The sequence below is a fragment of the Streptomyces sp. Edi2 genome (assembly GCF_040253635.1).
Taxonomy (GTDB): domain Bacteria; phylum Actinomycetota; class Actinomycetes; order Streptomycetales; family Streptomycetaceae; genus Streptomyces.
The window spans coordinates 1410009-1435786 of the sequence record NZ_JBEJGX010000003.1 but is presented as its reverse complement, the minus strand read 5'-3'; the positions used below and the strand labels follow the sequence as shown (position 1 = coordinate 1435786).

Annotated in this window: 22 protein-coding genes and 3 pseudogenes; 12 read left to right on the top strand and 13 right to left on the bottom strand. The window is 65.3% G+C overall.

Annotation, left to right across the window (positions count from 1 at the left end; all coding sequences use genetic code 11):
* Positions 1 to 25 precede the first annotated feature (25 nt).
* Positions 26 to 895 carry a DUF1932 domain-containing protein gene (locus tag ABR737_RS09770; RefSeq protein WP_350249793.1) on the bottom strand — a complete coding sequence of 290 codons (870 nt, stop codon included), beginning with the start codon at positions 893 to 895 and terminating at the stop codon, positions 26 to 28.
* A 12-nt stretch (positions 896 to 907) separates the two neighbouring features.
* Positions 908 to 1558, bottom strand: coding sequence for an HAD family hydrolase (locus ABR737_RS09765; RefSeq protein WP_502964302.1), 651 nt, complete (start codon positions 1556 to 1558; stop codon positions 908 to 910).
* A gap of 243 nt (positions 1559 to 1801) precedes the next feature.
* On the opposite strand from ABR737_RS09765, the pseudogene ABR737_RS09760 reads away from it, so the two are divergent.
* The 7 genes and pseudogenes from ABR737_RS09760 to tyrS all read left to right on the top strand — a co-directional run bounded on the left by ABR737_RS09760 (position 1802) and on the right by tyrS (position 9881).
* A pseudogene (locus ABR737_RS09760) lies at positions 1802 to 2807 on the top strand (IS5 family transposase).
* Positions 2808 to 3000: 193 nt separating this feature from the next.
* Complete coding sequence (locus tag ABR737_RS09755) at positions 3001 to 3600, top strand: DUF4254 domain-containing protein (protein ID WP_350249791.1); 600 nt, start codon at positions 3001 to 3003, stop codon at positions 3598 to 3600.
* Positions 3601 to 3639: 39 nt separating this feature from the next.
* Positions 3640 to 5322, top strand: a complete 1683-nt coding sequence (locus ABR737_RS09750; protein WP_350249790.1) for a pyridoxal phosphate-dependent decarboxylase family protein — start codon at positions 3640 to 3642, stop codon at positions 5320 to 5322.
* Positions 5319 to 6380 (top strand): glycosyltransferase family 9 protein, encoded by a 1062-nt coding sequence (locus tag ABR737_RS09745; protein ID WP_350249789.1) that lies wholly within the window; start codon positions 5319 to 5321, stop codon positions 6378 to 6380. The genes ABR737_RS09750 and ABR737_RS09745 overlap by 4 nt, the downstream gene beginning before the upstream one ends.
* Entirely contained in the window at positions 6377 to 7330 is a 954-nt protein-coding gene (locus tag ABR737_RS09740; RefSeq protein ID WP_350249788.1) for a phosphotransferase family protein, read from the top strand. The genes ABR737_RS09745 and ABR737_RS09740 overlap by 4 nt, the downstream gene beginning before the upstream one ends.
* 4 nt (positions 7331 to 7334) lie before the next feature.
* The gene (locus ABR737_RS09735; RefSeq protein ID WP_350249787.1) at positions 7335 to 8531 is read left to right on the top strand and encodes a glycosyltransferase family 4 protein; all 1197 of its coding nucleotides are present in this window, start codon (positions 7335 to 7337) and stop codon (positions 8529 to 8531) included.
* 81 nt (positions 8532 to 8612) lie between these two features.
* Positions 8613 to 9881, top strand: a complete 1269-nt coding sequence (gene tyrS / locus ABR737_RS09730) for a tyrosine--tRNA ligase (RefSeq protein ID WP_350249786.1) — start codon at positions 8613 to 8615, stop codon at positions 9879 to 9881.
* 166 nt (positions 9882 to 10047) lie between these two features.
* Here the strand turns inward: tyrS and ABR737_RS09725 are convergent, their stop codons facing one another.
* The 4 genes from ABR737_RS09725 to ABR737_RS09710 form a co-directional block, all read right to left on the bottom strand.
* Positions 10048 to 10707 carry an HAD family hydrolase gene (locus tag ABR737_RS09725; protein WP_350249785.1) on the bottom strand — a complete coding sequence of 220 codons (660 nt, stop codon included), beginning with the start codon at positions 10705 to 10707 and terminating at the stop codon, positions 10048 to 10050.
* Between the two features lie 69 nt (positions 10708 to 10776).
* Positions 10777 to 10959, bottom strand: a complete 183-nt coding sequence (locus ABR737_RS09720; RefSeq protein WP_350249784.1) for an HAD family hydrolase — start codon at positions 10957 to 10959, stop codon at positions 10777 to 10779.
* Positions 10937 to 11731, bottom strand: a complete 795-nt coding sequence (locus ABR737_RS09715; RefSeq protein ID WP_350249783.1) for a 2'-5' RNA ligase family protein — start codon at positions 11729 to 11731, stop codon at positions 10937 to 10939. Before ABR737_RS09715 ends, ABR737_RS09720 begins: the two co-directional genes overlap by 23 nt.
* Before the next feature lie 18 nt (positions 11732 to 11749).
* Positions 11750 to 12691 (bottom strand): NsdA family TPR-like regulatory protein, encoded by a 942-nt coding sequence (locus ABR737_RS09710; protein WP_350249782.1) that lies wholly within the window; start codon positions 12689 to 12691, stop codon positions 11750 to 11752.
* Positions 12692 to 12728: 37 nt separating this feature from the next.
* Here ABR737_RS09710 and ABR737_RS09705 point away from each other — a divergent pair, with 37 nt between their 5' ends.
* From ABR737_RS09705 to ABR737_RS09695, 3 genes are read left to right on the top strand one after another with little or no spacing between them, the layout of a single operon-like run.
* A complete protein-coding gene (locus tag ABR737_RS09705; protein ID WP_502964272.1) occupies positions 12729 to 13037 on the top strand; it encodes a transposase in 309 nt (102 codons plus the stop codon).
* A complete protein-coding gene (locus ABR737_RS09700; RefSeq protein ID WP_350248784.1) occupies positions 13034 to 13906 on the top strand; it encodes an IS3 family transposase in 873 nt (290 codons plus the stop codon). The genes ABR737_RS09705 and ABR737_RS09700 overlap by 4 nt, the downstream gene beginning before the upstream one ends.
* 53 nt (positions 13907 to 13959) lie before the next feature.
* Positions 13960 to 14391, top strand: a complete 432-nt coding sequence (locus ABR737_RS09695; RefSeq protein WP_350249781.1) for a helix-turn-helix domain-containing protein — start codon at positions 13960 to 13962, stop codon at positions 14389 to 14391.
* A 79-nt stretch (positions 14392 to 14470) separates the two neighbouring features.
* On the opposite strand, the gene ABR737_RS09690 is transcribed toward ABR737_RS09695, so the two are convergent.
* From ABR737_RS09690 to ABR737_RS09660, 7 genes and pseudogenes are all read right to left on the bottom strand, one after another.
* Positions 14471 to 15073 carry a ClpP family protease gene (locus ABR737_RS09690; RefSeq protein WP_350249780.1) on the bottom strand — a complete coding sequence of 201 codons (603 nt, stop codon included), beginning with the start codon at positions 15071 to 15073 and terminating at the stop codon, positions 14471 to 14473.
* A gap of 1 nt (position 15074) precedes the next feature.
* Entirely contained in the window at positions 15075 to 15713 is a 639-nt protein-coding gene (locus ABR737_RS09685) for an ATP-dependent Clp protease proteolytic subunit (RefSeq protein WP_350249779.1), read from the bottom strand.
* Between the two features lie 111 nt (positions 15714 to 15824).
* A pseudogene (locus tag ABR737_RS09680) lies at positions 15825 to 15988 on the bottom strand (epoxide hydrolase); the annotation flags it as partial.
* A 567-nt stretch (positions 15989 to 16555) separates the two neighbouring features.
* Positions 16556 to 20974, bottom strand: a complete 4419-nt coding sequence (locus ABR737_RS09675) for a caspase family protein (protein ID WP_350249778.1) — start codon at positions 20972 to 20974, stop codon at positions 16556 to 16558.
* A complete protein-coding gene (locus ABR737_RS09670) occupies positions 20971 to 21849 on the bottom strand; it encodes a hypothetical protein (protein WP_350249777.1) in 879 nt (292 codons plus the stop codon). Before ABR737_RS09670 ends, ABR737_RS09675 begins: the two co-directional genes overlap by 4 nt.
* A gap of 109 nt (positions 21850 to 21958) precedes the next feature.
* Positions 21959 to 22120: a hypothetical protein gene (locus ABR737_RS09665; RefSeq protein ID WP_350249776.1), complete on the bottom strand. Its 162-nt coding sequence runs from the start codon at positions 22118 to 22120 to the stop codon at positions 21959 to 21961.
* A 112-nt stretch (positions 22121 to 22232) separates the two neighbouring features.
* Positions 22233 to 22371: pseudogene (locus ABR737_RS09660) on the bottom strand (IS5/IS1182 family transposase); the annotation flags it as partial.
* Between the two features lie 497 nt (positions 22372 to 22868).
* Here ABR737_RS09660 and ABR737_RS43905 point away from each other — a divergent pair.
* Together ABR737_RS43905 and ABR737_RS09645 are read left to right on the top strand one after the other, a co-directional pair.
* Positions 22869 to 23932 (top strand): IS630 family transposase gene (locus ABR737_RS43905; RefSeq protein WP_502964301.1). Its coding sequence is split into 2 segments (ribosomal slippage): positions 22869 to 23316 and positions 23316 to 23932, totalling 1065 coding nucleotides; the frame shifts between segments, so codons are not numbered across the junction.
* A gap of 147 nt (positions 23933 to 24079) precedes the next feature.
* The gene (locus tag ABR737_RS09645) at positions 24080 to 24871 is read left to right on the top strand and encodes a hypothetical protein (protein ID WP_350249773.1); all 792 of its coding nucleotides are present in this window, start codon (positions 24080 to 24082) and stop codon (positions 24869 to 24871) included.
* The last annotated feature ends 907 nt before the right edge of the window (positions 24872 to 25778 follow it).

Below are 25778 nucleotides of genomic sequence, written 5' to 3'. Positions count from 1 at the left end.
CCGCGGGCGAACCGCGCGGACCCGGCTATGGTTCGTCATGCCCCTCACGACCGTGGTCGACATGCAGGAGCGCGAGCGCCTCGGCGACGGTGAGTTCACGGTCTCGGGCGCCCGCCCACTGGTGAAGAACTCCGCTGGCTGCTCGCATCAGATCGTCCGGCAGCCCGGCCTCCCGCAGCAGATCTGCTGCATCGTGCAGTTCAGGGCCCCAGCGCCAGGCACGGGAGGCAGTCTTGGGGATGTAGCCAGTCTCGGTCAGGTAGCTGCCACCCCGTTTCCCGGCGATCTTGACGAGCTCGTCGGCAACGCCGTTCGCATCAGCGACGCCGTAGGCGAGCGCCGCCAGGATGCGGGAGACCTTCTGGTAACTCGAATACGACAGCTTCAGCGCAGAGGCCGTACCCACCTCGGCACCCAGCACATGGGGTTTTACGTCACTCGCGGCAAACAGGGACGCGACCTGAGAGCAGCCGTCAGCGGGGCCGGACAGATACAACGTGGGCTGCTTGCCACCCACCGGCGGGGAGCCGACCACCGCGCCATCGATGACCACGGCGCCGGGAAGAAGCTCTGCGACATCCCTGACGCGGCGCGGCGTGATCGCGTTCGCCTCGATGTACAACCGGCCGTCGAAGCCGCAGGCAGCCACCTGCTGTGCGACATCCACCGCCGCGGCAGGCGGGCACAGAGACAGCAGCACATCGGAGTGCGCCACCAGCTGCGGAAGGTGATGTACGTCTTCCAGACCGGCGTTCTCGGCCCGTGCCCGGGACCGGCTGCTGCGGCCGTCCGCGCACCACAACACCTGCACGTTGTGCCGTCGCAACTGGGCGCCGAAGGCGGCGCCCATGCTGCCAGGATGCAGCAGCCCAACCGTGATCGCTTCAGAGTCCACGACGAGGTCCTTTCAGCCCACGGTGGTGAGCAGGAGAGCGATCGCTTGACATACATCACTGGTGGTGTGGTCCGGCTCCGCGTCGCCTCCGGGCCAGGTCCTGCTGCCGCTGACCCAGATGGTGCGTAGTCCGGCCGCTCTGCCGCCGCGGACATCGGTGTCCACGCCGTCGCCGATCATCCAGCCGCCGAGTGCGAGGTCGGCTCCGCATGCGGCGGCAGCCTTCTCGAACATCGCTACCTCCGGCTTGCGCACTCCGACTGCCTCAGAGGCGCACACCGCATCAACATGATCGACGATCCCTGACATAGCCACTTTCGCGGTCTGGATCTCGGTGGTGCCGTTCGTGGCGACGACGACCTGCCATCCGATGCGTCGGAGCGTGGACAGGCCCTCAAGTACATCAGCAGGGCAGGTGACCGAACGAGCCATGTATGCGCTGTAGTCACGCCACAACGCCTCGGCCGAAGGGGTAAGGCCGTATTGAGCACGGATCGCCTCGAAGGCCGAGGGGTAGGCACGCGCGTGCACCAACTGGAGCAGATCCGCCCGGTCGAGATCACTCAGCGCGTACTGTGAGGAGAATTCCGAGACCCAGTCGGTCAGGGGACCTTGGCGGTCAACAAGGGTGTTATCAAGATCGAAGATCGCCAACCGCTGCATGGAAGCAGACCTTACGGGACCCGTGGTTCGCCCGGAGCACACAGTTGGGCGCCATGATGACGAGACCTCGCGCAGTTGGGCTGGCCGGCCGGCGGGCGCGTCGATGACGAGGCGGCCCAGATTCGCCAAGTCCTGCTCTGTGCTGTGACGTTCACAGCGGCGCTGCTAGGGCCTGTGTGGTGTTGTGATCAATCCTGCTGATCTGGATCCGCGGGGAGGGCGGATCCGGTAGGAACGAAGACTGTGACGCGCAGGCAACTCACCGACGAGCAGTGGAAGTTGATCGAGCCGTATCTGCCGATAGGCGAGTACGCGTCCGTACCCCGAGAGGCTGCGGGATCAGTTCGAGGGGGTGATCTGGCGGTTCAGGACAGGCGCGCAGTGGCGTGAGATGCCGGGCGAGTTCGGTCCCTGGCCCACCATCTACGGACGCTTTCGGGTCTGGCGGAACGCTGGTGTCTTCACGGCCCTTCTGGAGGGTCTGATCGCCGAGGCCGCCCGTCAGGGGAAGACGGACTTGTCCCTGGTCAGCGTGGACTCCACCACTTCCCGCGGCCACCACGACGCCGCCGGGATGCGCATCGGCAAGGACGTCATGGACGCCCTGGACGAAGCTGCCGCCGAGCAGGAACAGGCCCGGCAAAAGGGGGGCGGCGAGACGGGACAGAACGGGCGGGACGACGGAAGCGGCCCCGAGCGGGAAGAGCGGCGACGCGTCCGGCGACGGCGCAAGCTCCGCTTGAAGGAGGCCCTGCTCGGCAGGTCCCGTGGCGGGTTGACCAGCAAGATTCACCTCGCCGCCGATCGGAAGCGCCGGCCGCTGTCGTTCGTCCTGACCGCCGGGCAGGCCGCGGACGGCCCGCAGTTCCTCCCCGTGCTGAAGAAGATCCGTGTCCGCCTGCCGGTCGGCCGGCCCCGCACCCGGCCGGGCGCCGTCGCCGCAGACAAGGCCTACTCGTCCCGCGGCAACCGCTCTTACCTGCGGAAACGCAACATCAAGGCAGTCATCCCGGAGAAGAAGGACCAAGCCGCCAACCGCAAGAAGAAAGGCAGCCGAGGAGGCAGGCCCGTCAGCCACGACGCACGCCTCTACAAGGAACGAAACACCGTCGAGCGCTTGATCAACCGGCTGAAGGACTGGCGCGGCATCGCCACACGCTTCGACAAGATGCCCGAGAGCTACCTCGCCGGCCTCGAAGTTCGCGCCTCGATGATCTGGATCGAAGACCTCTTGCGAGCAGCCGATTGATCACGACATCACACAGGCCCTAATCGCTTCAGTGATCGATTGGCGCGCGAGTCATGGGCATATCACAACGGTGATGTGATCGACTCGCGCCGATGAGCCACTCTGGCATCCACCCTCCGCTCGCGCTCACGGCTGTCTCCCATGGCCGTCGGCAGGGGCTGATCCAACGAGATACCGAAGGGGGATACCGCTGATGACGAATATGCCAGCTCAGCTGGATCTGGATACGGGTGAGCGTGATCAAGACCCGCGAACTGTAATCCTTCAGGGTAAGTCCTGCCTCGACATGCAAAATGGGCAACGTGGATGGTGCGAGGATGCTCTCGCCGGGATGCCGTTTCCTCGCTCGTCGGAGTTGCTGCCGCCGCTGAACCGGCTGCATTTGAACAACAGCCGGCAGTGGGACGCCGAAGATCGGGTGCGGCGAGCTGGAGACGGGGAGATTCCGGCCATCAAGCGGGAGATCGACGAACTCAACAGCCGTCGCCACGAACTCATCGAGCAGATCGATCGAATCTTTGATGCGGCGTGGAGTGCGGACCAAGACGTGCCTCCCCTTACTGAGTCGATCGGTTCGGCGCTGGATCGCCTGTCGGTGGAGACGCTGCGGATCATGCATGCCGAGCAACTCGTCGAGGGTGACGCTGGCGCCGCGGAACGTGTCGCGGTTGTGCGTCGTCAGCGTGACGATCTCGTGTGGTCTATCTCAGTCGCCTGTGAGGACCTTGCCTCCGGCCGACGGCGCACGTCCCGACCTGAGCGCATGAAGCTCTACGGGAAGCCCGGACGATGAGCGCGGTCGTGTTGCTCCTCCAAGGCACTGGGGTCCGCCATGACAACTGATTGCTCCGGGTATGGGGATCGTTTCGCAGACTGGCGCAATGGCCTGTTTCTGCGCCCCGATGGCGACAACGCGGACGTGCTTGTCGAGCTCATCCGCGGTGCACTTGATGAGGTGCTGAGCCATCAGGGTGCGGGGCCCGTGTATCCGCGCTGGGGTCAGGAAGACGGGCGCTCACCGGTGGGCAGCGGACACCTTCCAGACGACCCTGTTGCCTCGGAAGCGGTTCTCAGCCAGCTGCGTTGGTGGCTGGCTGGATCGGTCAAGGTGCATCACCACATGTTCGCCAAGAACGTCGTTCCGCCGCCGTCGTTCGTCAACCTGGCGGCGCTGTGCGCGGTGTCGTTGTTCATGCCGAACGGCGTCACCGGAGAGGATGCCGCCGAGACCCTTACCGCCGAGCTGTCCTGCGCCCAGGCGATGGCGCGGCTGGCGGGGTACGACCCGGATCAGGCAGGTGGCCTGTTCACGTTCGGGGGTACTGCGACCAACCTGTACGCGATCAACGTTGGCATCTCCAAGGCGCAGCCCGACCACGCCGAGCGGGGGATCGAGCCTGGGATAGCCGTCGTCGGTTCTTGGCCGGCGCACTACTCGCAGAAGTCCGCCTGCGCGTGGCTTGGGATCGGTACCCAAAACTACGTATCCGCTGCGTCGCTGCCCGACCAGACCACAGACCTGAAGTCAATGGAAGCAGCCTGCCGCGACGTGCTGGCACGCGGGCACCGACTTGCGTGCATCATGGGCGCTGGCGGCACGACCTCCAATATGGCTGTTGATGACTTCGTCGAGATCGCTGCTATGCGGGATCGGCTGGCCGCCGAATATGGACTGGATTACATGCCCCATGTCCATGCAGACACTGTCGTCGGCTGGGCGTATCTCTGCTTCCTCGATTACGACCTGCATCGCAATCCCCTTGGATTCAGCCCGCCTGTGGTGGTAAAACTCTCACGGCTTGTGGAGCGCCTGAGAACAGTGCGGCACGCCGACTCGTTCGGAACCGATTTCCACAAGACAGGGTTCGCGCCGTACACGTCCAGCATGATCATCATGCGAGACGGGCGAGACTTCTCGCGGCTACGTCGTGACGGCGGAGTCATGACTCCGCTGTTCCATGACAAGGACGCCTACAACCCCGGGACCTTCACACTGGAAACGTCTAGGTCAGCGGCCAACATGGTCGCGACTTGGGTTGGCCTGCAGGCCCTGGGCAAGCAGGGAATGCGGAAACTTCTCGGTCACGCGCTTGAGACAGCCGAAGCCCTTCGACGACACGTTGATGCCTTGGCAGCTAGCGACATGACAGTCATCAACAAACATTCGTACGGCCCGGATGTGTTCTTGCGCTGTTACCCGCCGGATGACCCGGCTGCTACCGAGGAGGACTTCAGCGACACCAGCTCGGTGCGCCGAATAAACCAGTACACGTCTGACCTGTTCGCGTGGCTGTCGCGTCAACGCGTACCGGAGGCCGAACAGATCGCGCTGAGCAAGACCTCCGCGGCGTTCTACACCCTGAGTGGCGAGCCGGTCGTGGCTCTGCGGGTGTACTCCCTCAACCCGTACTTCTCCGGTTCTCACGCCAGGGAGCTGGTTGTGCGCCTCCTCAAGGGCAAGCGACAGTTCGACGCCATTCATCCGGATACAGACGCGCACGAGGAGGCCCGGTGAACCGACCAACGATCAACGGAAGAGAAGGGCTGCCGACACACTTTGCCGCCGCCGACCTCTCCACTCGTGACTGCGTCGAGCTGACGGCTGGCCTGGCCTCCTACGCCCAGATTCATGGAATACCCCATGTCGAGGTGAGCGGGCCATCAGCGATCGGTGAACTCATCGAGGAATTCGGATTCGATGAGGTGCGTTTTGTCGATGCCCACCAGAAGCCTGCAGTGGACATCCCGGCAGTTCCCCAGACGTGGCGCTGCGGCCAACGTGGCCTGCGCTGCCTGAGCGAACAGCTCACCGATGCGGCAAGAGTTCCGTCAGAGGCGGACACGCCGCCAACGACACTTCCCGACGGATCCGTGATGCGGTTCGCCCGGCACAATCGTCTCGGCGATGCGCTGGGCATCATAACTGGCCTGGAGAACTACTGCCGCGACAACGCCATAGCGTCAGTTGCCGTCACTGGTTCGCCCATCCTCGCCGAAGTTGTCGAGGTTTTCGCATGCGGGCGAGTGAGGTATTCCCCTTCGCCCAGCGAGGCGATCAGCGGCGACGCGATCTTCGCCCGATCGTCATGGAGCCTCCCATGGCTTGACCGGTTCAACCACGCAGTCACTGGCGCCTTTGGGGGACGAGCTCGCCACCGAATGTCGCCACTTCCCCTCCGCGAAGCGCCAACGCTCAATGGCCAGGAAAATGTGGTGTATTGCCAGCTCGATGCGCGTTCCAGCACCCCGCTGCCGCGACAGTCCGCCCGACGGCTTCTGAACCAGTTTGCAGCACACGGCGAAGTCCAGATCCTCGGCGGCCCTGACACCCAGGACTACCTTGGCCAAGACCTGACCTACGTACGGGCAGAGCTTCCCGAGATGGTCACCCGCCTGCTGTCATGCCGACTCTTCGTGGGGTGCGACAGCGGCCTGGGTCACCTCGCGGGTTGCCTCGGCGTGCCTGGCCTGATCGTCAGCACCGACGACTTCGAGACGACCTGGTCGTTCTTTCGGGGCTACGCCAGCCTGAGTGTTATCCCGCTCGCGGCAACAGAATTGCTCCTGCCATGAAGCCACCCACAGAGCAGGATGTCCTACAGGCTGCCAGTCGATGCCTGCGCCAAGAGGCAGTGACCGCCTGCCGAATCTCGATGGGCCGCAGTCACTTCGTGTTCACGGTGGGGTTGAAGTCCGGTGAGTCCGTGATTGCGCGGATCACTCGACACGACCGCGCCGAGTGCTTTGCCGGATTCGCGTATTGGCGGCGCCAGCTCGCTCGGGTGGGAGTGCCCGTTCCCCGCGTGCTGTCCATGGACCTAACCGGGACCGAACTGCCCTGGCCGATCATGCTCGTTGAGCAAGCCCCAGGGGATGACCTCTGTAACGTCTACGCCGACCTTACGGCCGCGGAGAAGCGCACAGTTGCTGGCGACCTGCTCGACATCCGACACCGCATGAGCGACCTTCCGCCCGGTCCCGGATACGGCGGCATCGCCAGTTACAGCGACCTTCGCTGCCACCCCCGCTGGTCGGACGTGCTCTGTGAGTACTTCACAGGCGCAATCGATCAGCTAACGCCCGCGCAGCGGCAGAGGCCGGCCATCGGAGAAATCCGCAAAACGATCGGCGAGCTACGCTCCGAGTTCGATCGCATCGACCCGTTGCCCTACCTGATCGATGCCACTCACCAGAACGTGCTGGTGGATGGCGGAAGAGTCACGGCAATCGTCGACCTGGACGAGCTGGGGTTCGGTGACGCCCTTTACCCCCTCGGCGTCGCTCGCGCCGGCCTTCTGGCCCGTGGACCAGAGGCGGATTGCATCGAACAAGTCGCCGCCCCGTTGTGCGTCGGCCCCTTTCGGCAGCGCGTATTCGACCTGTACTCAGCGATCGCCAGCCTCAAAATGCTCTCCCCCAGCCCCCTCAGCGTCACCGGCCCGCCCTCGGCTCACAGCAAGATCGCTACCCGGCTCTGGACCTTGCTCGATTTCTTCGCCGCCACCGCGGCCCACAAGGAGTAACTCCATGCCCGGAACCGTCTTCGTGAGTCTGGACGACTTCACCCGCGAGGGCTTCACCAATGGCCTGTTTCTTCAAGTTCGCGAGTTGCTGCAACGCGTCATCAGCCGAGGGCGCCCGGCCAGCCTCGCCTGCATCGCCCAACGCACAAATCCCGGAACCGAGCGCAGAACCCGGACCGTCCAGGGTTGCACTGTCCACGAAACCCTCATCGGCGCTCCGGGGCAAGCGAGCGCGTACCGGCAGGCTCTTCGAGATCTTCTGAAGGACCTGGACCCCGAGGTGATCCTGCTCAACTCCTGCGCAGTCCGGCTCAACGAAGCGCATCGTGCCGTGCTGGACGAATGCCTTGCGAGTGGTCGGCATGTAGCAGTGCTCGTGACCGACCAGCTCTACCCCACAGGCCATGACCACCCTGCCGCCGAGGTCCGGCATTACTACGATCTGATGCGGCAGGCGAGTGTGCACGCGGTCAGCCAGACGATCGCCGATGCCTTCCACAGCCAGACCGGCGTGCCAGCGCAGGTGCTTCCTAACCTCCTGCCCGAGCGACGAATCAGCCCGGCGCCCGTAGGCGCGGCGGGCCGGTCCCTGACGTTGATCAACCACCACCCCATCAAGGGCCGGCGTGTCTGGGACGCACTCGTTCGTCAGCGCCCCGACGACGCCTACCTTGTCGTGGAGACCTGGCCCGACGTCCCGCCGTATGCATCGCCCTCACCGAGCGTCCAAGTGGCCTCCTTCAGTCCGGACCCCACCACGATCTACAACCGCACCAGGATCCTGCTCGTACCGTCCCTCGGCCCGGAAGGACTCCCACGAGTTGCGCTTGAAGCGATGGAGTTAGGAGTACCTGTTGTGGCCCACCGAATAGGCAGCCTGCCCGAGCTTGGAAATGCCGCGATGTTCGTCTCCCCGCCACCGATCGCTGGTTATGAGCTCGAAGGCAATGTGCTGTATCCCTTGGTATCTCCGGATGACGTTAAGCGGGCCGCACGAGATTTCGGTCAGACCATCGACGCAATCGATCATGATCCTGCGCTCAGGGCCCGACTCGTGGCCAATGGCAAAGCACTGGTGCGCGACTATCGCAGTCACAGTAAAGCTGTGATCGACCGACTACTCGACGTATGGTTCGGGTGGCGTGATTCAGGACACTCCGGGGCGCACGACGACCTGGGCGCTGCTCGAAACAACCGCTGACCAGTGCAAACGCAGAAGGCCCGCCTGGAGCACTACACTGGCCGCCAAACTCACACACGCGACTCTAGGAGACACAGGACCGTGACGGCCATCGTCGACGAGTTCCAGTGGCGCGGGCTGATCGCCCATGTCACTGACCAGGACGCATTGCGCAAGGCTCTCGCGGATGGTCCCGTCACGTTCTATTGCGGCTTTGACCCGACCGCGGCCAGCCTGCACGTGGGCCACCTGGTGCAGGTGCTCACCCTCCGCCGGCTCCAGCAGGCCGGGCACCGGCCGCTGGCGCTCGTGGGTGGCGCGACTGGTCACATCGGCGACCCTCGGCCGACCGCCGAGCGCACCCTGAACGACCCAGAGATCATCGCCCAGTGGGTGACCCGACTGCGCACGCAGATCGAGCCGTTCCTGTCCTTTGAGGGCGACAACGCGGCGACCATGGTCAACAACCTGGACTGGACCTCGGGCCTGACCGTGATCGGGTTCCTGCGGGACATCGGCAAGCACTTCCGGGTGAACAAGATGCTCACCAAGGACTCGGTCGCCCAGCGCCTGGCGTCCGATCAAGGTATTAGCTTCACGGAGTTCAGCTACCAGTTGCTCCAGGGTATGGACTTCCTGGAGCTGTACCGGCGGTACGGCTGCACCCTCCAGACGGGCGGCAGCGACCAGTGGGGCAACCTCACAGCCGGCCTGGATCTGATCCACCGCATGGAGCCGCACGCCGAGGTGCACGCGCTCGCGACGCCGCTGTTGACGAAGGCGGACGGCACCAAGTTCGGCAAGACGGAGACCGGTACGCTATGGCTTGACCCGGAGATGACCACGCCGTACGCGTTCTACCAGTTCTGGCTGAACACAGACGACCAGGACATCTCCCGGTACATGCGCATTCTCTCCTTCAAGTCCCGTGAGGAGCTTGAGGAGTTGGAGAAGGTGACCGAGGAGCGGCCGCAAGCCCGTACCGCTCAGCGTGCGCTTGCCGAGGAGCTGACCACGCTGGTGCATGGCGCCGACCAGTGCGCCGCCGTGATTGCCGCGTCGAAGGCGCTGTTCGGGCAGGGCAAACTCGCCGACCTCGACGAGGCGACGTTGGCCGCCGCGCTCTCCGAGCTCCCGAACGCCAAGGTGAGCGAACTCGGCCTGGTGACCGCTCTGTTCGCGGAGGTTGGCCTCGTGGCGAGCAAGTCGGCCGCCCGCCGCACCGTGAAGGAGGGGGGCGCCTACGTGAACAACGTGAAGGTGACCTCCGAGGACACGGTGGCCACGGCTGACGAGCTGTTGCACGGACGCTGGCTGGTGCTTCGCCGGGGCAAGAAGAACCTGGCGGCCATCGAGGTCACCGGGGCCTGAAGTAACCAGGAGATGGAAGCTCAACCGTGAGCGGGAGGAGTACCTCCGTCTCACGAACGTGGGCTACGGCTGCCGTGAGGTAAGCAGGCCCGTCGGCAAATACCCGCGGACCGGTCGCGAATGGCGCAGCGGCCGGTCCGATTGCTTGCAACTGCACTGCTGAAGTTCAGTGCCGAGCGATGGCCAGCAGCTTGGGCAGGTCGCGCATATCGTCGAACAGGGTGGTGCCTGGTCCTTCCAGTCGCGTGGCCGGTGTGAGACCGCCGCAATAGCCGAAGGCCCGCATGCCGGCGGCACGTGCTGCCTGAACTCCGTACGCGCTGTCCTCGATCACCGCGCACTGCTCGGGCTCCACGCCCATGGAGCGAGCAGCGTGCAGGAAGAGGTCGGGGGCAGGCTTGCCCCGGGGGACGTCGTCTGCGCTGAAGATGCGCTCCTCGAAGTGGTCGCTCAGCGCCGCGATCTCCAGGTTTCTCCGGATGCCGGCGTGGTGAGTGTTCGATGCGACGCAGACGGGTGTGGTGAGGCTGCTCAGGGCTTCTGCGACGCCATCGACAGCGGTCAATTCCGCGTCGAAGGCCGCCTGGTACAGATGCTCGTATTGCTGCAGCCAGTCCTTCTCCAGACGCCGTCCAAGCTGCTCCTCTACGGCGGCCGTGTAGACCTCGGTGGATGAGCCGACGAACTTCTCGATGATCTCTTCCTCGGTGAACGTGCATCCCAGTTCAGCCATGATCATCGCGTCCACTTTGACGCATATCCGCTCGCTGTCCACCAGTACGCCGTCACAATCGAAGATCACCAGTTCGACAGGGCTCTGCGTCATGATCGGCAGTGTAGACCCGCGGCGTATGGGGCTGACAGGACTGTTGCTCTCCAGACGAGGGGCGCCTGTTCAGGGTGTGACGGCAGCGATCGCAGCCACCAGCTGCGCTACGTTTTCCGGGCTGTCGAGGACAACCTCGGCCCCCGCTTCCTTGAGGTCCTGTGCGGAGGTCTTGCCCGAGGTCACACCGAGAACCGAGGCGCCGCCCACAAGTCCCGTGCGGACGTCCTCAAGGGAGTCTCCGATGATCACCGTGTTCGAACGCGTGCAGGCCGTCCCGTGCTTGGCCTGCGCGCGTTCCCTCGTTTCGTCGCAGCGGCGCTGTGGGGAGGTCGAGCGTGCGCACTACCTCCCATCGGTATGCCGACGGCTCACGACGCAGTTCGACGATGTGTACCTGTCTTACCTCTGTCTCCACGGTTTCGAGAGCGCGCAAGGGTCTCACCACGTCCCGGACGCTGGTCGCAGGCACTAGTCGGTTGCAGTAACTGATGCCGACGTGTGGGCGGAATCCCGATGTCGGCTTCCGGAGCGGCAGGCCGACGCTAGCCCCCGCCTTCGCGAGCATGATGCGCAGGTCGATCAAGGGTGTCCATGGCCCGACGCTGAAGCGGATCGCGCCACGGGAGGCGGTCATAGGCACTGCCTGCAGGGAAAAGGAGGAGACGGCGACCTGGACGGAAGCGATCAAAGAATCCAGCTGGGCCAGCGAGATCTCGGTCGACGGCCCGATGCGTCCAAGCGTCAGGTGGAGGCCGTCTTCGGGGATGTCGTCGAAGACGAGGGATCGCAGCGCCTGTTGGCACTGCTGAGCCCGCTGGATGAGCGCCGCAGCGCCGGGGAAGGTGATCATCCAGTAATACGCGCGAGTGGATGATGTCCACCCGGGTCTGTCCCAGTGGTTCACCATCTCGTTGACCCTGTCCAAGGCGGCCCATTCGTGCCTGGCGATCACTGAGGGATCTGTCAGAGATGGGGGCGGGGCCGGCGGAAAGGAAGCCTGTTCGTATTGGAGTCGCTGCACCCGCTGCTCCTTGATCGATCACACGAGTGTGTCATCGTCGCAGACCTTGGAGATGAGCTGGTTCTGTGGGGTCGCCCTCCACGTCTGCAGCACTTCGGCGAACTCCCGCACCTTGGGCTGTTCTCGCCAGTGTGCAGTGCGAGCGTTCAACTCACCAACACGTTGAACGACGGAGCGAATCGGCGGTCCGCTACCGGCCGAGAGCACTTGCTGCCCAATCGTCATCGCGTGCTCGACGTCAGGGCTTGTCCCATTGAGGAGCGCCGTAGCCACATCCAGACGGACCAGCGCGCGGCTCCATGCGGAATCGGATCGCTCGACGAGATCGTCGATCCGGTCAGCACACTCCAGGACTCGCTGAGTATCACCGAGCGCGAGATGCGCAGTTGCCGCGTTTGCCAGTGTTCGGGCCGGGCTGTAGGGGGCGAAGGAGATGCATGAGGTGAGTCCGCCAGGTAGCCGGTGCCGCACAGTGAGTTCTTCTGCCTCGGCAAGTGCCCGTTCGACTCCCTTCCTGTCGCCCACCTTGCCCAGTGCCCTCGCCCGGCCATTGGCCAACAGCCGGATAGCCTGCGGATGCCCAGGTGCAAGGTCAATGCCTGCGTCCGCCCACCCGGCGGCCGTCGCGAAGTCACCCAAGTAGTACGCGTTGAGGGATCTGGTGCCGGCGATCCACATCAGGAGGTCTTGAGCGCCAATGGCACTTGCGAGCTTCTCAGCCTCAGCGCAGTACGCCTCCGCCAAGGAGTCACGGCCAGCGTTCACGGCCATGTAGCCGAGCAGTCCGGAAGCTTGTGCTGCCAGTCGGAACAGTGCTTCCTGCTGGCGGGGTGGCTGCCGACCTTCCAAGAGTTCTTGCACGTACCTACGCAGGTCTTCTGCCTCGGGCGCCATTCGATGCGGGCCTCTGGCTTCGTAGCGCGCCACGATGTCCTGGGCTTGATCCGCTTTGACGGACATCAGAGATCAGGGGTTCTGCCCCGGGAGGATGTCCATCATGGAGAGCATGGGGAAGAAGAAGCCTCGCCCTCGCCGTTCGTTCACGCCGGAGTTCAAGGCGGAGATCGTCGAGCTGTGCCGGCGCGGTGACCGCTCGGCCGGTCAGATCGCCAAGGACTTCGATCTGACCGAGACGGCAGTACGGCTGTGGGTCAGCCAGGCCGAGGTCGACGCGGGCGAGCGCGAAGGCCTGACCAGCAGCGAACGCGAGGAACTGGCCGCGCTGCGGCGAGAGAACCGCCGACTGCGCGAGGACGTCGACATCCTCAAGCGAGCCACGGCTTTCTTCGCGAAGGAGACCCGGTGACGGTGCACCCGTTCATCGAGGCGGAGAAGCAGAGCGGCCACAACGTCAAACGAGCGTGTGAACTGCTGAGGGTCTCCAGAACCGCCTTCTACGCCCGCCGCACCGGTACTCCCGGCCCGCGGGCAGCCCGCGACGCCGAGCTGACCGAACAGATCACGCAAGTCCATGAGCACTCGCGCGGCACCTACGGCTCCCCACGCATCCACGCCGCACTGAAGCGTGAGGGCTCCAGATGCGGCCGTCGCCGCGTCGCCCGGCTGATGCGGGCCGCCGGGCTGCAGGGCCGGCACCGCAGACGGCGGCACCCGACCACGATCCCCGATCCACGAGCTGCCGTGCGGCCCGACCTCGTTGTCCGGGACTTCCGGCCCGACGCAGCGGCCCTCGACGCTCGCTGGTGCGGCGACATCACGTACATCCCGACCGAGGAGGGCTGGCTCTACCTGGCCACTGTCATCGACATCGCCTCGCGCCGGGTGGTGGGCTGGGCGACAGCCGATCACCTGCGGACCGATCTGGTCGCCGATGCTCTCAAGGCCGCCTGCCGGCAGCGTCGCCCCACCCGTCCGGTGATCTTCCACTCCGATCGCGGGTGCCAGTACACCAGTCAGCAATTCGCCTCCCTGGCTGACCAGTTCGGCATCCGGCTGTCGGTCGGCCGCACCGGCCAGTGCTGGGACAACGCGCTCGCCGAGTCGTTCTTCGCCACCATCAAGCGAGAGTTGCTCGGCACTGCCGCCTGGCCCAGCCGGGCCGCCGCCCGCACCGCGATCTTTGATTTCATCGAGGGCTGGTACAACTTGCACCGACTACACAGCAGCCTCGGCTACCGCAGTCCCGCCGAATATGAGACCGCACTCGCAGCCTGACCACCACACCAATGGTGTCCGTCAAAGCGGAACAAGCTCACTAGGCTGAAGGGGTGAGCACTCATGCGCCGAACGAAGCCCGCGTCATCCCCCTGCGCCCGCAGACCACGCCGCCCGGTTCCAGTGGGGCGACCCGCGCCCCGCAGCGACCGGCGGGAGCCCCACAGACGCCCGCGCCGAGGGAACCCCTGTGGCGGGACCTCGTCGGCGATGTGCTGCGGCGCGAGCGGCTCGCCCAGGAGCGCACGCTGAAGGACGTCGCGGAGGCGGCCCGGATCTCGATGCCGTACCTGTCGGAGCTGGAGCGCGGACGCAAGGAGGCCTCCTCCGAGGTGCTCGCGGCCGCCGCCCACGCCCTCGGGCTCGGCCTCGCCGACCTGCTCTCGCTCGCCCAGGACGACCTGGCCCGGTACGCCCGGAGCCGGGTGGGCCGGGGCCGCACGTCGCCCACGGCGCAGTACGACGGCCTCTGCCTCGCCGCCTGACCGAACCGACGGCCGGTACGACGGGGCGCACCACCGTCGTACCGGCTGGCTCGCCGGCCTTCGCCACGGCCGCGCGGGGTCAGACGAACGCGAACCGTCGGCTCAGCACCTCGTCGGCGAGCCCGTAGGCGACGGCCTCCTCGGCGGTGAGCACCTTGTCCCGGTCCATATCCGCGCGCAGCGTCGCCACGTCGTGATGCGTGTGCCGGGACAGGACCTCCTCCACCTGCGAGCGGATGCGGACCATCTCCTTGGCCGCGAGGCTGAGGTCGGAGACCGTCCCCTGCCGGCCGCCGCTGGCCGGCTGGCCGAGCAGCACCCGCGCGTGCTGGAGTACGAACCGTCGCCCGGGATCTCCGCCGGCCAGCAGCACCGCCGCCGTCGACGCCGCCTGACCGACGCAGAACGTGGAGATCGGCGCCTGCACGAACGTCATCGTGTCGTAGATCGCCATCAGCGAAGTGAACGATCCACCGGGCGAGTTGAGATAGATCGAGATCTCCTGCTCCGGGCTCGCCGACTCCAGATGCAGGAGTTGCGCGATGACCACATTGGCGACTCCGTCGTCGATCTCGGTGCCGAGGAAGATGATCCGCTCGTTCAGCAGCCGGCTGAAGACGTCGTAGGACCGCTCACCCTGCGCGGTCCGCTCGATGACGTAGGGAACCGTGTACGACCCCATGTCACAACCCCATCCGTCGGCGCGACGCGGCCGGGCGGATGTCGGCGAGCGACTCCACCACCCGGTCCACGATTCCGTACTCCCTGGCCTGCTCGGCCGTGAACCAGCGGTCCCGGTCGCCGTCCCGCGCGATCGTCTCCTCGCTCTGCCCGGTGTGCTCGGCGGTGATCCGCTCGACGGCCTTCTTGGTGAACTGGAGGTTCTCCGCCTGGATCTCGATGTCCGCGGCGGTGCCAGCGATGCCCGCTGAGGGCTGGTGCATCATGATCCGCGCGTTCGGCAGCGCCAACCGCTTGCCGGGCGCCCCCACGGTGAGCAGGAACTGGCCCATGCTGGCGGCGAACCCCATCGCCAGCGTCGAGACATCGTTCGGGATGAGCCGCATGGTGTCGTAGATGGCGAGACCCGCGGTGACCGACCCGCCGGGGCTGTTGATGTACAGGCTGATGTCGGTGCGCGGGTCCTCCGCCGACAGCAGCAGCAGCTGCGCGCACACCCGGTTGGCCGACACGTCGTCGACCTGTGTGCCGAGGAGGACGATCCGCTGGGCGAGCAGTTGTGCCGCGAGATGGTCGTCGAAGCGGCTGGGCGGTGTGTCGCCCTCCTCCGCGCGGGGCGGGAGCGTGGTGAGTGAAGTCATCTGGTCTCCTTGTCGAGGCAGGGATGCCGTCGACTCCACTCTTGACCTCGGGAGATCCCCGGATGCGGTTTCTCTGCCCGCCGCAGATTCGCCACAAGCAGAGATGACGGCTCAGCCCTTCTCGCGCAGCTGCCGGAAGAACGCCCGTACGTCCTCCACCAGAGGTCCAGCTCCTCCATGGCCGCGAAGTGCCCGCCCCGCCCGAACTCCGTCCAGCGCACGATGTTCTCCGTCCGCTCCGCTCTGTACCGCAGTGGCACCTGCAGTTCGGCCGGGCATCTTCATTGTCGGCGACGGTGGCCTCACTGCTCTCTTGACTGAGGCATGGGAGCCCTGCGGCATTGCTGGTGCGTCGCTGTTCGCTCTGGCTCCGACGCGTACGGGGCATCGAACTGGCTACACCGGAGCGCGAACGTGCCGACGAGTAGATGGCGACAGCTACTGCCGTGCTCGCAGTGAGCATGCCAGGCTGTGCCGGGAGGCGATTGCCGTCAACGTGCGCCGTCAAGTCGGAGAACGAGATCGCTTGACGCCGGACCTTGCCCATGGTGACCCATCCGCCAATGTGGAATTGATCAACACCACGAACCTGGTCAGCGACGGCGTTGAAGCCACAGCCCGTCTACTTGAGGGCCCGGCCCGCCGGAGAGTGCCACCGATTAGAGAGCACCGCTCTCATCGAAGTAACCCACGGATTCGCTCCCGCGGCTCGTACCCTGCAGCGGTATGCGCCGGCTCGCGTGCCATGGATCGAGAGTTCGAACGACTCTGCCTTCTGAGAGACGGCGCTACGAGTCACACTGCGCACCACGGAAGACTACGATCGATAGTTCTGCTGGCCCTCAGGTTGACGAGTCAGGCGTGAGGCGGAGGCAGAAGAGCCCGCCATCAGTGACGAGCCCCACTACCCCTTCGCTGATGACTGTGATCGCTCGGACCGCGACGCCGAGCTGCACTTGGCACAGCAGACGATCTGAGCCTGCCTCCACGAGCACGACCGAGCCGTCGCTCGTGCACACGATCGCGGCGCCGCTCTCTCCGACTGTCGTGAGTGCGAGGTGGGTGACCGGTTGGGTCTGCGGCACCTTCCAACTCCACTTAAACGAAGCATCCAAGACGGAGGCGACGTGGACCCAGCCGGCCCGGTCCACGAACCCCGCGACCGCTGATCCATTCCACACCGCCAGGTCATGGACGTATGACGAGTCGTAGGGATTCATTGCGAGAGAGATGCCCGCAAGCTGGGTGGAACTGATGTGGGCCTTCGCGAGCTGAACGAAGTTCGGCAGATTGAAGATTCTGATGGCCTGCTCTTCGATGTCCACTACCGAGAGCAGTGCCTTCCCTTCCACCGCCAGTGTCCGGAGGCTGCGGCACCGGGAGGCAGCTATGTGTCCCTCAGGGGTGCCGTGGAGATTCCAGGCTGTGAGCCCATCAGAGGACAGGCCGATGAGCAGTGGACGTCCGTCGAATGACGTTACCTGCATTTCTGTGATGGGCTTGAGGAAGCCACCGCCCAGACGGACGCTGCGGGATGAACTTCCCTCGAATACCCGCACCCAGTGCGGAGCCCTCCATCGTCGTAGCCATCGGTACGCGACGATCGGTGCTCCCGGCGCACCGCAGTAGGACATGTCCTGCAGGCGCATTTCTTCTAGAAGACCGCAGTTGAAGACTGAGGTCACTTGTCCAGTGACTGGATCGAGCAGACGGGGCCGCTTGGTAGAGTCGCACCGCGCGAGGACGGGCTTACCGGAGATCTCTCCCACGACCAAGCGGCTATACCTGGCGTCGACAGAATCGGATCGGCGTTCCCTCGGTCCTTCTCCCACTTCCAAAGGCAAGTTTCTGACCTGGACGGAACTGGCCTGGGCGCGCCACGTCAGAAGGTCGGTGCGCGCCGAGTTGTGGGGAATCACCGTGACCTGTGCCGATGCGGACAACTCGGTTCCGAGCCAGTTGCTCTCTCTGCCAGTGGTATCCGTCACCCTGACGTATGAGTGCTGGGCCCATACGCGGTATGAGCCACTATCCGTCATCACTAGCGCTGAGGGCCCCATACCGCGACGGTAAAACCACTCCGTCACCTTTCCCTGCTGGATAACTGTTTGCGCTCGTCCGGTGATCCGGGGCCGCCCCTCCGACGATACGAGGATGTGGCCTCGGCGTACGGCTAGCGCCGCCACGTTCCTACCCGTCAACCGGTAATGGTGCCCGTTGCAGACGCGCCAGCCCTGTCCCGGATCTACGGACCATGTTGCAAGCTCCGCGCGGCCTGAACGCCCGGGCGCAGCCCGCCCCACTCCCACAGCCGCCGCCACGACCAAGCGGCCGTCAGCCACCCCCATGGCCAGCTGCTGTGGATGGCGCAGACCAGCGAACAGAATCGTGGTGGAGTCCCTCTCACGACGCTCTTGATCGGAGGCCCGCATTCGAGAGGTCAGTCGGGCCAGGACTGAACCCGTGCCTGCGTCGATCAGTTGCACCGTCCCGTCGCTTGCCATCAGTCCGATCACGCAAGTGCCTTCGACTTCGGCTAGCGCGCACTGCGCCGCTCTGGTCTCTACGGGAGCACCGAGTCGGCGCTGTGTCCGGACGTCGAACACCTCAACGGCGCTGTCCCATTCGTTGCCGTGTCCGGAGTGGGCGAGCAGCCAGGGCGCGAGCGACTCTTCGCAAGCTGCGAGTGCCAGGACTCGGGGCAAGGCTGGGGGAGGTAGATGCCCATGGCGTACTCCCGTGTCGAAGTCCCACAGTTCGAGCCGACCCGAGGCTTGGACTGTGGCCAGCACCTTTGTGCCGGCGACATCCAGGACCTTGGCATCCCTCAAGGGGGTAGAGAAGGCGCCGATGGCTCGGAAGGGGTAGGGACGCGTCGGTACCTCGGCCCACAACGTGTCCCAGGGGAGATCGGGAAAGCGTAGCCGTACTGCCTCGGCAAGGGCATGTGCGCCGGACTGTACCGCGGAGATATGTAGTTGGGCTGCTGGCGAAGTAACGGTGTTTTCCACCAGCACGGGCGAACAGCGCTCGTACGCGGCGCGGGCGGCCTGTGCCTCGGCACTTCGGACATGCCGTAGCGCCCGGTGCAGGGCCGACGGCTCGGCTACTAGCAAGTAGGCTGGATCGAGGACAAGGCCGTCGAGCAGGGCGTCACCGGCGGCATGGCTGGCCAGATGTGCCCGTATGTACGGATCTGCGTCCGGCCATGCGTATGACTGGGTACCAGGGACGACGGGTACGGTCGTCAATAGCGCAGCAGCGATACGTTTGGCTGCTCCAGGCCCGGTAGCGGTCCGGAGTTCCTCCGCGTATGACTCGTGATAGAGGCGGTAGACGGAGCGTGCCTGGCCATCCGGGCCGACGTCCTGGTCTTCGACGATGTGCGCACTCGCCGATTCCAGGATCCAGCGAATGTCTTGGGCCGTGACTTCGTCGCCAGTGAACGCGGAAGCGGTTGCGCGCCAGACATCGCCCGCAGGGAGCCCGGAGCCCTCGGCGTGGGCCAGGGCCGTCAGGAGGGCACGGCCTCGGGCCTCAAGGGCCTGCAACTGCTCGTGCAGTGCCCAGCGGAATGCAGGGCCCGCTGGACCGTTCGGGATCGCGCTAAGCCCAGGGAGTTCTTCCTCCCAGTCTGGAACGCTTGTGTCGACTGGCTGTGTGCGGTGGGCGAGTGGTCGGGCGATGAGGCGGGCGACCAGGTAGTTTCGGTCGGCACGTGACGAGATGGCGCAGGCCACCGGTTCCGCCGTGGCATCGGTGTAGATGCCGACACTGCCGGGGCCGTCGGGGGCAAGGAGCAGCCGCCGAGCGTATTCTTCGATGTCCCGCTCTCCAGTCCAGCGTGGTTCATCAAGGTCTAGGCAGGCGAACTCACTGCCAAGGGCATCTTGCATATGTGGCCGGGCGCCGACGAGCAGGCGGACGCAGGGAAGTTGGGAGAGCGGACCAAGCAGGGCTGCCGCAATGCGGTGGGGTTCGGCATCGCCGGTTGCCGTCCCAGCCTCGTCCAGGGCATCGACGACGACGACCAGGGGTTCGGTTCGGCTGGCGAGCGCGGCAACGAGCCGTTCCGGGTCGGTCTCGGACAGGCCAGCTGCGTCGGCGATGCCTGTGGTGAGGTCTTCGAGGAGCTTGTGCCGCGCGTGTACTGCGGCGTGCACGCGCTGCTGGGGCGGCCTTGCATCGTGATCGATGTCTGGCAGGGTCGCCCGCAGCAAGGGATCGGCGAGGAGTATCAGGCGTCCGAGGAGCGAGGACTTGCCGACTCCGCCTCGCCCGGTCACCATCGAGCAGCGGCCGAGCTTTCGCGACCGGCTGTCTAGCCAGTCGGTCAGTTCGGTCAGCGCTGCTGAACGTCCGGTGAAGTAGGAGCCCGTGGTCCCTGTGTAGGCGTCCGTACCGCGACCACGGGGTTCGAAGTGGGTGAGTAGTTCTTCGCGGCGTCGGCGTCCTTCCGGGCTGACCCACATACGTTGTTCGGCGAGGTCCATGCCCTCGTCCGGTACATCCGGGGTGTAGCGAGGGTTAGGGATGAAGGAGAAGCCTTCGCCACTTGGCAAAGTCCCCAAGGCGGCATGCTGATATGGGCTGCGCTCGGCGAGGACTTCGTTGACTCGGTCTACGACTTGCTCCAGATAGAGCTTGGGCTGGCGGTGCCCACCGAGGGCGGGGTCGCTGATCGCTGCCCGGAGGGCATACGTAAAGGCGCCATCTTCGGCTAGTTCATGGGGGCGGGCGGCTGCGATCACGGAGAAGGCAGTGAGTCGGTGTTCGTCGGCGGCGCGGGTGGTGCTGAGCCGGACGCCGAGGTCCCTGGCCAGGGCGCGTGCAGCGTCGACGCTGCCCTGCCCGGCGTAACAGGTATCGATGATCAGCAAGAGTCGCTGAATCCCGCTCTCGCTGATGATCCGGACTACATCCTCGGTGGCCAGGGCGGTGCCGGCAAGGCGGTCACTACGACTGTCCCGGCACAGCAGGTAGTGGCGTTCGTGATCACGGTCCCCGTGGCCGCTGTAGTAGAGGACCAGAGCGTCCTCTGCCCGGTCCTCAGCCCCGGCCCAGTGGGAGAGCCCGGCGCGGAAGCCCTCACATGTCTTGTCCAACAGCCGGTGCTCGGTTTCGTAGCCGAGCAATCCGAAAATGCTGCTGACGACATCGATATCCGTGCGCACTCGTGGGAGTTCTGGATGATGGTCGTAACGTGCTGTGCCGCCGACGAGGAGCGTACGCTGGACCGCGGCTGGTCTAACTTGGGTCATGGGGCCATCCGCAGGCCCTCGGAGATTGCTTCGCCTGTCTCTGCGGCGGTGAGGTGGGATTCGATGGCGTGGGCCTGCCAGCCGTTTTCGATGACTACATCTCGAATGACGTTCTCGCCGTCGCTGAAGAGCGGAGCAAGACGCTTGGTGAGGGCGACAACGTCGTGTCGGTCGCACAGATTGGTCCATGCTCTCACGTTCCCCGGCCAACTTCCCTTGCCCAAACGCGGCTTGGGCAGCAAGCGGTCGAAGACGAGGTTCGGAATGCCCAAGGGCGAGCCGAGGGTAACGAAAGTGTGGATCGGCCACTCTGGATGGGCGCATAGTGCTTCGTAAGAGACGATTGAGCCGAGGGAGTGGCCTACGATCACGCGGGTGTCTGGTGTGACTGCGGCGGCGATCTCAGCCTGTACGCGCTCTCGGACATCGGGTGTCGTGAGATAGAGGCGGAGCTGCTTGAGCATGCCGATGAGGAAGCGGTCGGCAGCGCGTGCAAGGAAGTGGGAGCGACTGAGCGCGTACAGGGCACGCTGCACAGTCTGCGGCGTCGTCGCCTTATTGGTTCCCGTTGCCACAGGTGGTGGTACGCGGTCCGGCTCGACGCGATGTGCCTCCGTCCACCAGCGGATGAGCAATTCGATCTCGAACGGCTCGGTCACATCCCGATGCGTGTAGGCTAGGTTGCCCTTTGTTGGTGCGGTACCTGGCGAGCGGAACAGATGGCCATAGAAGGCAACGTGAACGCTGTCCGGCTTCACCTCTGTGACCCCAGCACGGTTAAGCCCGTCCAGGAGTGCAGCAGAGACCGGGCCGTGCAGAGAGTTGGCGCCTGAGTACTGCTTTCCTATGCCGTGCACCACGACGATAGTGGACATCGAATCTCCCCGGTTCTGTTGCAGCGATCGTACTCGTCAGCGTGACATTGGATGACTGTGAGTCAGATGTGCACGCTGCTGAGAAGCGAGTGTGAGGGCGCCACCGGTGTCAGCCCGGCTGAGCCGGTCTACCGGGAAGCCTGCGGTATCCGAGGGACTTCCCGATCGCGTATCCGAGTTCGGCGGCCAGGGCGGTGAGCAGGCCGACGGTGACCAGTCGCTGGCCGGGACCCGTCAGGACGGCGTCCCGGCGACGGGTGGTGACGAGCATTCAGTCGGTCCCTCCGGCCGCGCGGCAATGCCGCTGGTGAGATATCCAGCTAAAGCGTGTTGCAGAAGGTTGAGAGTGGGCAGGCCAGGGGGTGCGGTTGTGCCTGGCCTGTTCATGCGGCGAGGGCAAGGTTGCGCATGTGAGCCATGGCCTGGGCGGCGTGGCGGAGGCCGTTGCCGCGCTGCCGGTAGTCGCGGAGGATCTTGTTAGTGCTTCATGCGGGCGAAGGTGTGCTCGACGCGGGGCCCGGCGGTGCTCTCCGTTGTCCGCTTCCTCGCCTGGCAGCAGTCGGCGTCGTGGGCGTTTGTGCTGCGTTGGGCTGGTTGTGCAGGTCATCACCGCTCAACGCTGTGAACTCATCGAGGTGTTGATTGGTCTGCGCCTGCGCCAGTTCCAGCGCCTGGTGCGGGCCGTTCACCACGAGGGCGGTCGGGCTCTGGCCCCGGTCCGGCCTGGCCGCCCGGGGGCGCTGACGCTGAAGGAAAGGGTCCTGACAACTTTGTTGGAAAGGCCGTTCTTTAAGAGCTGGGTTGGAAGCCACTTGGCGTCGCCATGGTGGTGCGATGTTTCGTGCGCGAGCGGTTCCCGATGGTCGAGGGGTGAGCCGGCGGTGCCCTGGCCGTGCAGAGGTACTGCCGATACGGCCCCGTGAGGAACCGCCCAGCCCGACAGGTGGCTACTGAACTTGATTGGGTGATGTCGGCCTGTTCGCCTGACGGTGGGCGGTCGGCCCCGGTAGTCGTGGGGTGTGAGATACGCGCAGGGCGGCGGGTTGACCGACGCCAGGAGGGCCGCGCGGGAGCGGATTCGGATGGAGGCCGTGGAACGCTTCGGGCGCGGGGAGAAGAACCGGGAGATCGCGGCCGCATTGCGGGTGAGCGAGCGGTCGCTAGAGCGGTGGCGCCGGGCCTGGCGCGGACACGGGGAGGCCGGAGTCCTGTCGAAGGGATCACCCGGCCGCCCGAGACTCGGTCCGGAGCAAATGACGTGGCTGGAGCGCGAGTTGGAGCGTGGCCCGCTCGCCCACGGCTGGGCGGACCAGCGGTGGACGCTGGCGAGGGTGAAGACGCTGATCGGGCGGCTGTTTCACGTCTCGTACACGGTGGAGGGCACCTGGCGGCTGCTGAAGCGGCACGGGTGGTCGTGGCAGCAACCGGCCCGGCGAGCCATCGAGCGCGACGACGAGGCGGTGGAGTTGTGGAAGAAGGAGGTATGGCCGCGGGTAAGAGCACCGCGGCGGCGTGCGACGGCTGGGTCGTCTTCGAGGACGAGGCCGGCCAGTCGATGATGCCGCCGCGCGCCAGGACGTGGGGCCGCAGCGGCCGGACTCCGGTGGTGCGGGTGCGGGGCCGGGGATCCGGGCGGGTGTCGATGGCTGGCATGACCTGCTACAAGCAGGGTGAGCGGGCCCGCATGTTCTACGCGACCCGCGAGTACAACGGCCGCAAGGACCAGCCGATGGGCTTCGGCTGGCGCGACTTCCGCGACCTGCTCATCCGGGCCCGCATCCAGCTCGGCGGCCCGATCGTGCTCGTTTGGGACAACGTGCGCATCCACCTGACGGCCCCACTGAGAGACTTCATCGCCGCGAACGCCGATTGGCTCACTGTCTTCCAGCTGCCCTCCTACGCACCGGACTTGAACCCGCAGGAGGGCATCTGGTCGCTCGTCAAGCGTGACATCGGCAACCTTGCCGCAGCTGACCTGAGCCAGATCACCATAGCCGTGAAGCGCAGGCTCAAACAGATCCAGTGTCGCCCTGACCTGGTCGACGGCTGTCTCGCCGGCACCGGCTTGGTCATGGATGGCTGACCGACATCACGAATTCAAGTTCAGTAGTCTGCCGACCATGCCCAAGAAGACAATGCAGCCGGCGTATGACGAGCTGGTTGCGGCTGCGGTAGTGAATTCGGTGCTCGGAACCGAGACGCTCTCCTTCGATGATCAGAGCGAGCCGGGGTGATCGACTTCGTGCTGGGGAAGCCAGGCGCTCCACCTTCTGACGTGCTGGAAGTCTCCTCCACGACAGACGGACGAGCGTTGGCCATGTGGAAGGAACTTAACCGCATCTACAACGGTGAGCCGCATGCTGGCCTGACTGGTGGTTGGCTCGTTGAGTTCCAGAACCGTGCATCCGTCGGAAGGGGGGCATCGAATCGGCTGATCGAACTGCTCGTTGATCTAGAAGCCCGAGGTGCCGCCCGCGTTGGTCACCGCTCGGGGCAGGACGGTGACGTTTGGAGTCTCGGACCTGCATCAGCCCGGCACGCTGAGGACTTGGCTGTCCTGCAGGCGCTCGGTATCAAAGCCGTGAGTCAGATAAGGCACAGTGGCGACGTCGCTGGTCGAATCTTCACGAGCATCCTAGGCACAGGGGTTGCTCGATCTACGGCTGATTCAATTACGCCCTACGTCGATACTTTTCTATCGTCGGCTACGGGGCAGAGTAAGATCAGCAAGCTGAAGATCAAGGCGAGCGGCAAGCGCCAACACCTCTTCATTTGGGCCGATGTCTCGCATATGGATATCGGCATGCCGCTGGCCCAGCGTTTTCTGCCCAGCGGAACACCGGACGTTCCTGCGCACATCGACTGCCTTTGGCTCGGGAGCTTCTTCGTGTCGAGCACGGCTTGCAAGTGGAGCCATGCAAACTGGGTCCTCCTTGATGTGAGCGGTGTCGTTTCCTCGGTCGCAGAGCCCGGACAGTCGCGGGCAAGGTTGTGCCGCTCATCGGAAGCGCCCACGACGTAGAGATGCGGAGACCGGCAGGTTCGATCCCGCCCTGCAGATCAGGGACGATGCTGGCTGTCTGTGCCCGCCAGTTGGGACCACGGAAGCGCAGCCGGTACATGGTTGGTGTTCGGTTGCGACCGCCCGCCCGCCCTGCGGGTGTCACTGTCGGGTGCGGCCCCGGAAGCGAAGGGCGAACATGCGCATGCCGCTTCTGCGCCAGTTCTGGCTGACGGTTCCATGAGGAAACAGCTACACCAGAACGCAAACTACACCGTTCTTCGGCGCGGAGGCGCTGGAGAACGGTGGATGGTTCACGCATGACGTGCCTCGCTCCCCAATCCGCTCGCACCGGCTGGGCACCGCCGTGACGGACGACCGCTTTACCCGATTCTCGGAGCCTCGCCGGAGGATGACTCCAACAAGCCCGAAGGCGATAGCGGGACACCGGGCGGTGCCGTCTCGCAGAGGCTCTGTCTCGGCTGCTGGCCCCGCGAGAAGATGCAAGGCGGACGTGCTGCCGTCAAGAAGCTGCTCGGGGAACTCGGCTTCGATAGCTCTGAGGCGCTGACCGAGTTCATCACCGCGAAGCGCACCGCCGACCAGTCCGTTCCTGACGGAGATCGAGCGCCGTGAGCAGGCCGCCGAGGAGAAACTGAGGGCCGCCGAGGCCCGCGAGGCGCAAGCCGCCCACAAGGAGCGTGCAGCCTTCCGGCGAGCCACCCTCGCAGGGCGCGGTTCGATGACGCGGTGCTCCTCACCGATCGGACCCTGGCGGACCAGCCCGACGCCGACGAGGAATCGGTCGCCACGGCGGCCGAACAGCTGTAGCAGCGGCGACCCGAGGTGATCGAGCAGCACCGCGAGACGACGCCGCCCGCGCCTGGCGGATCTCCCATCGGCGGGCCGCCCTCGCGCGGCGGAGTAT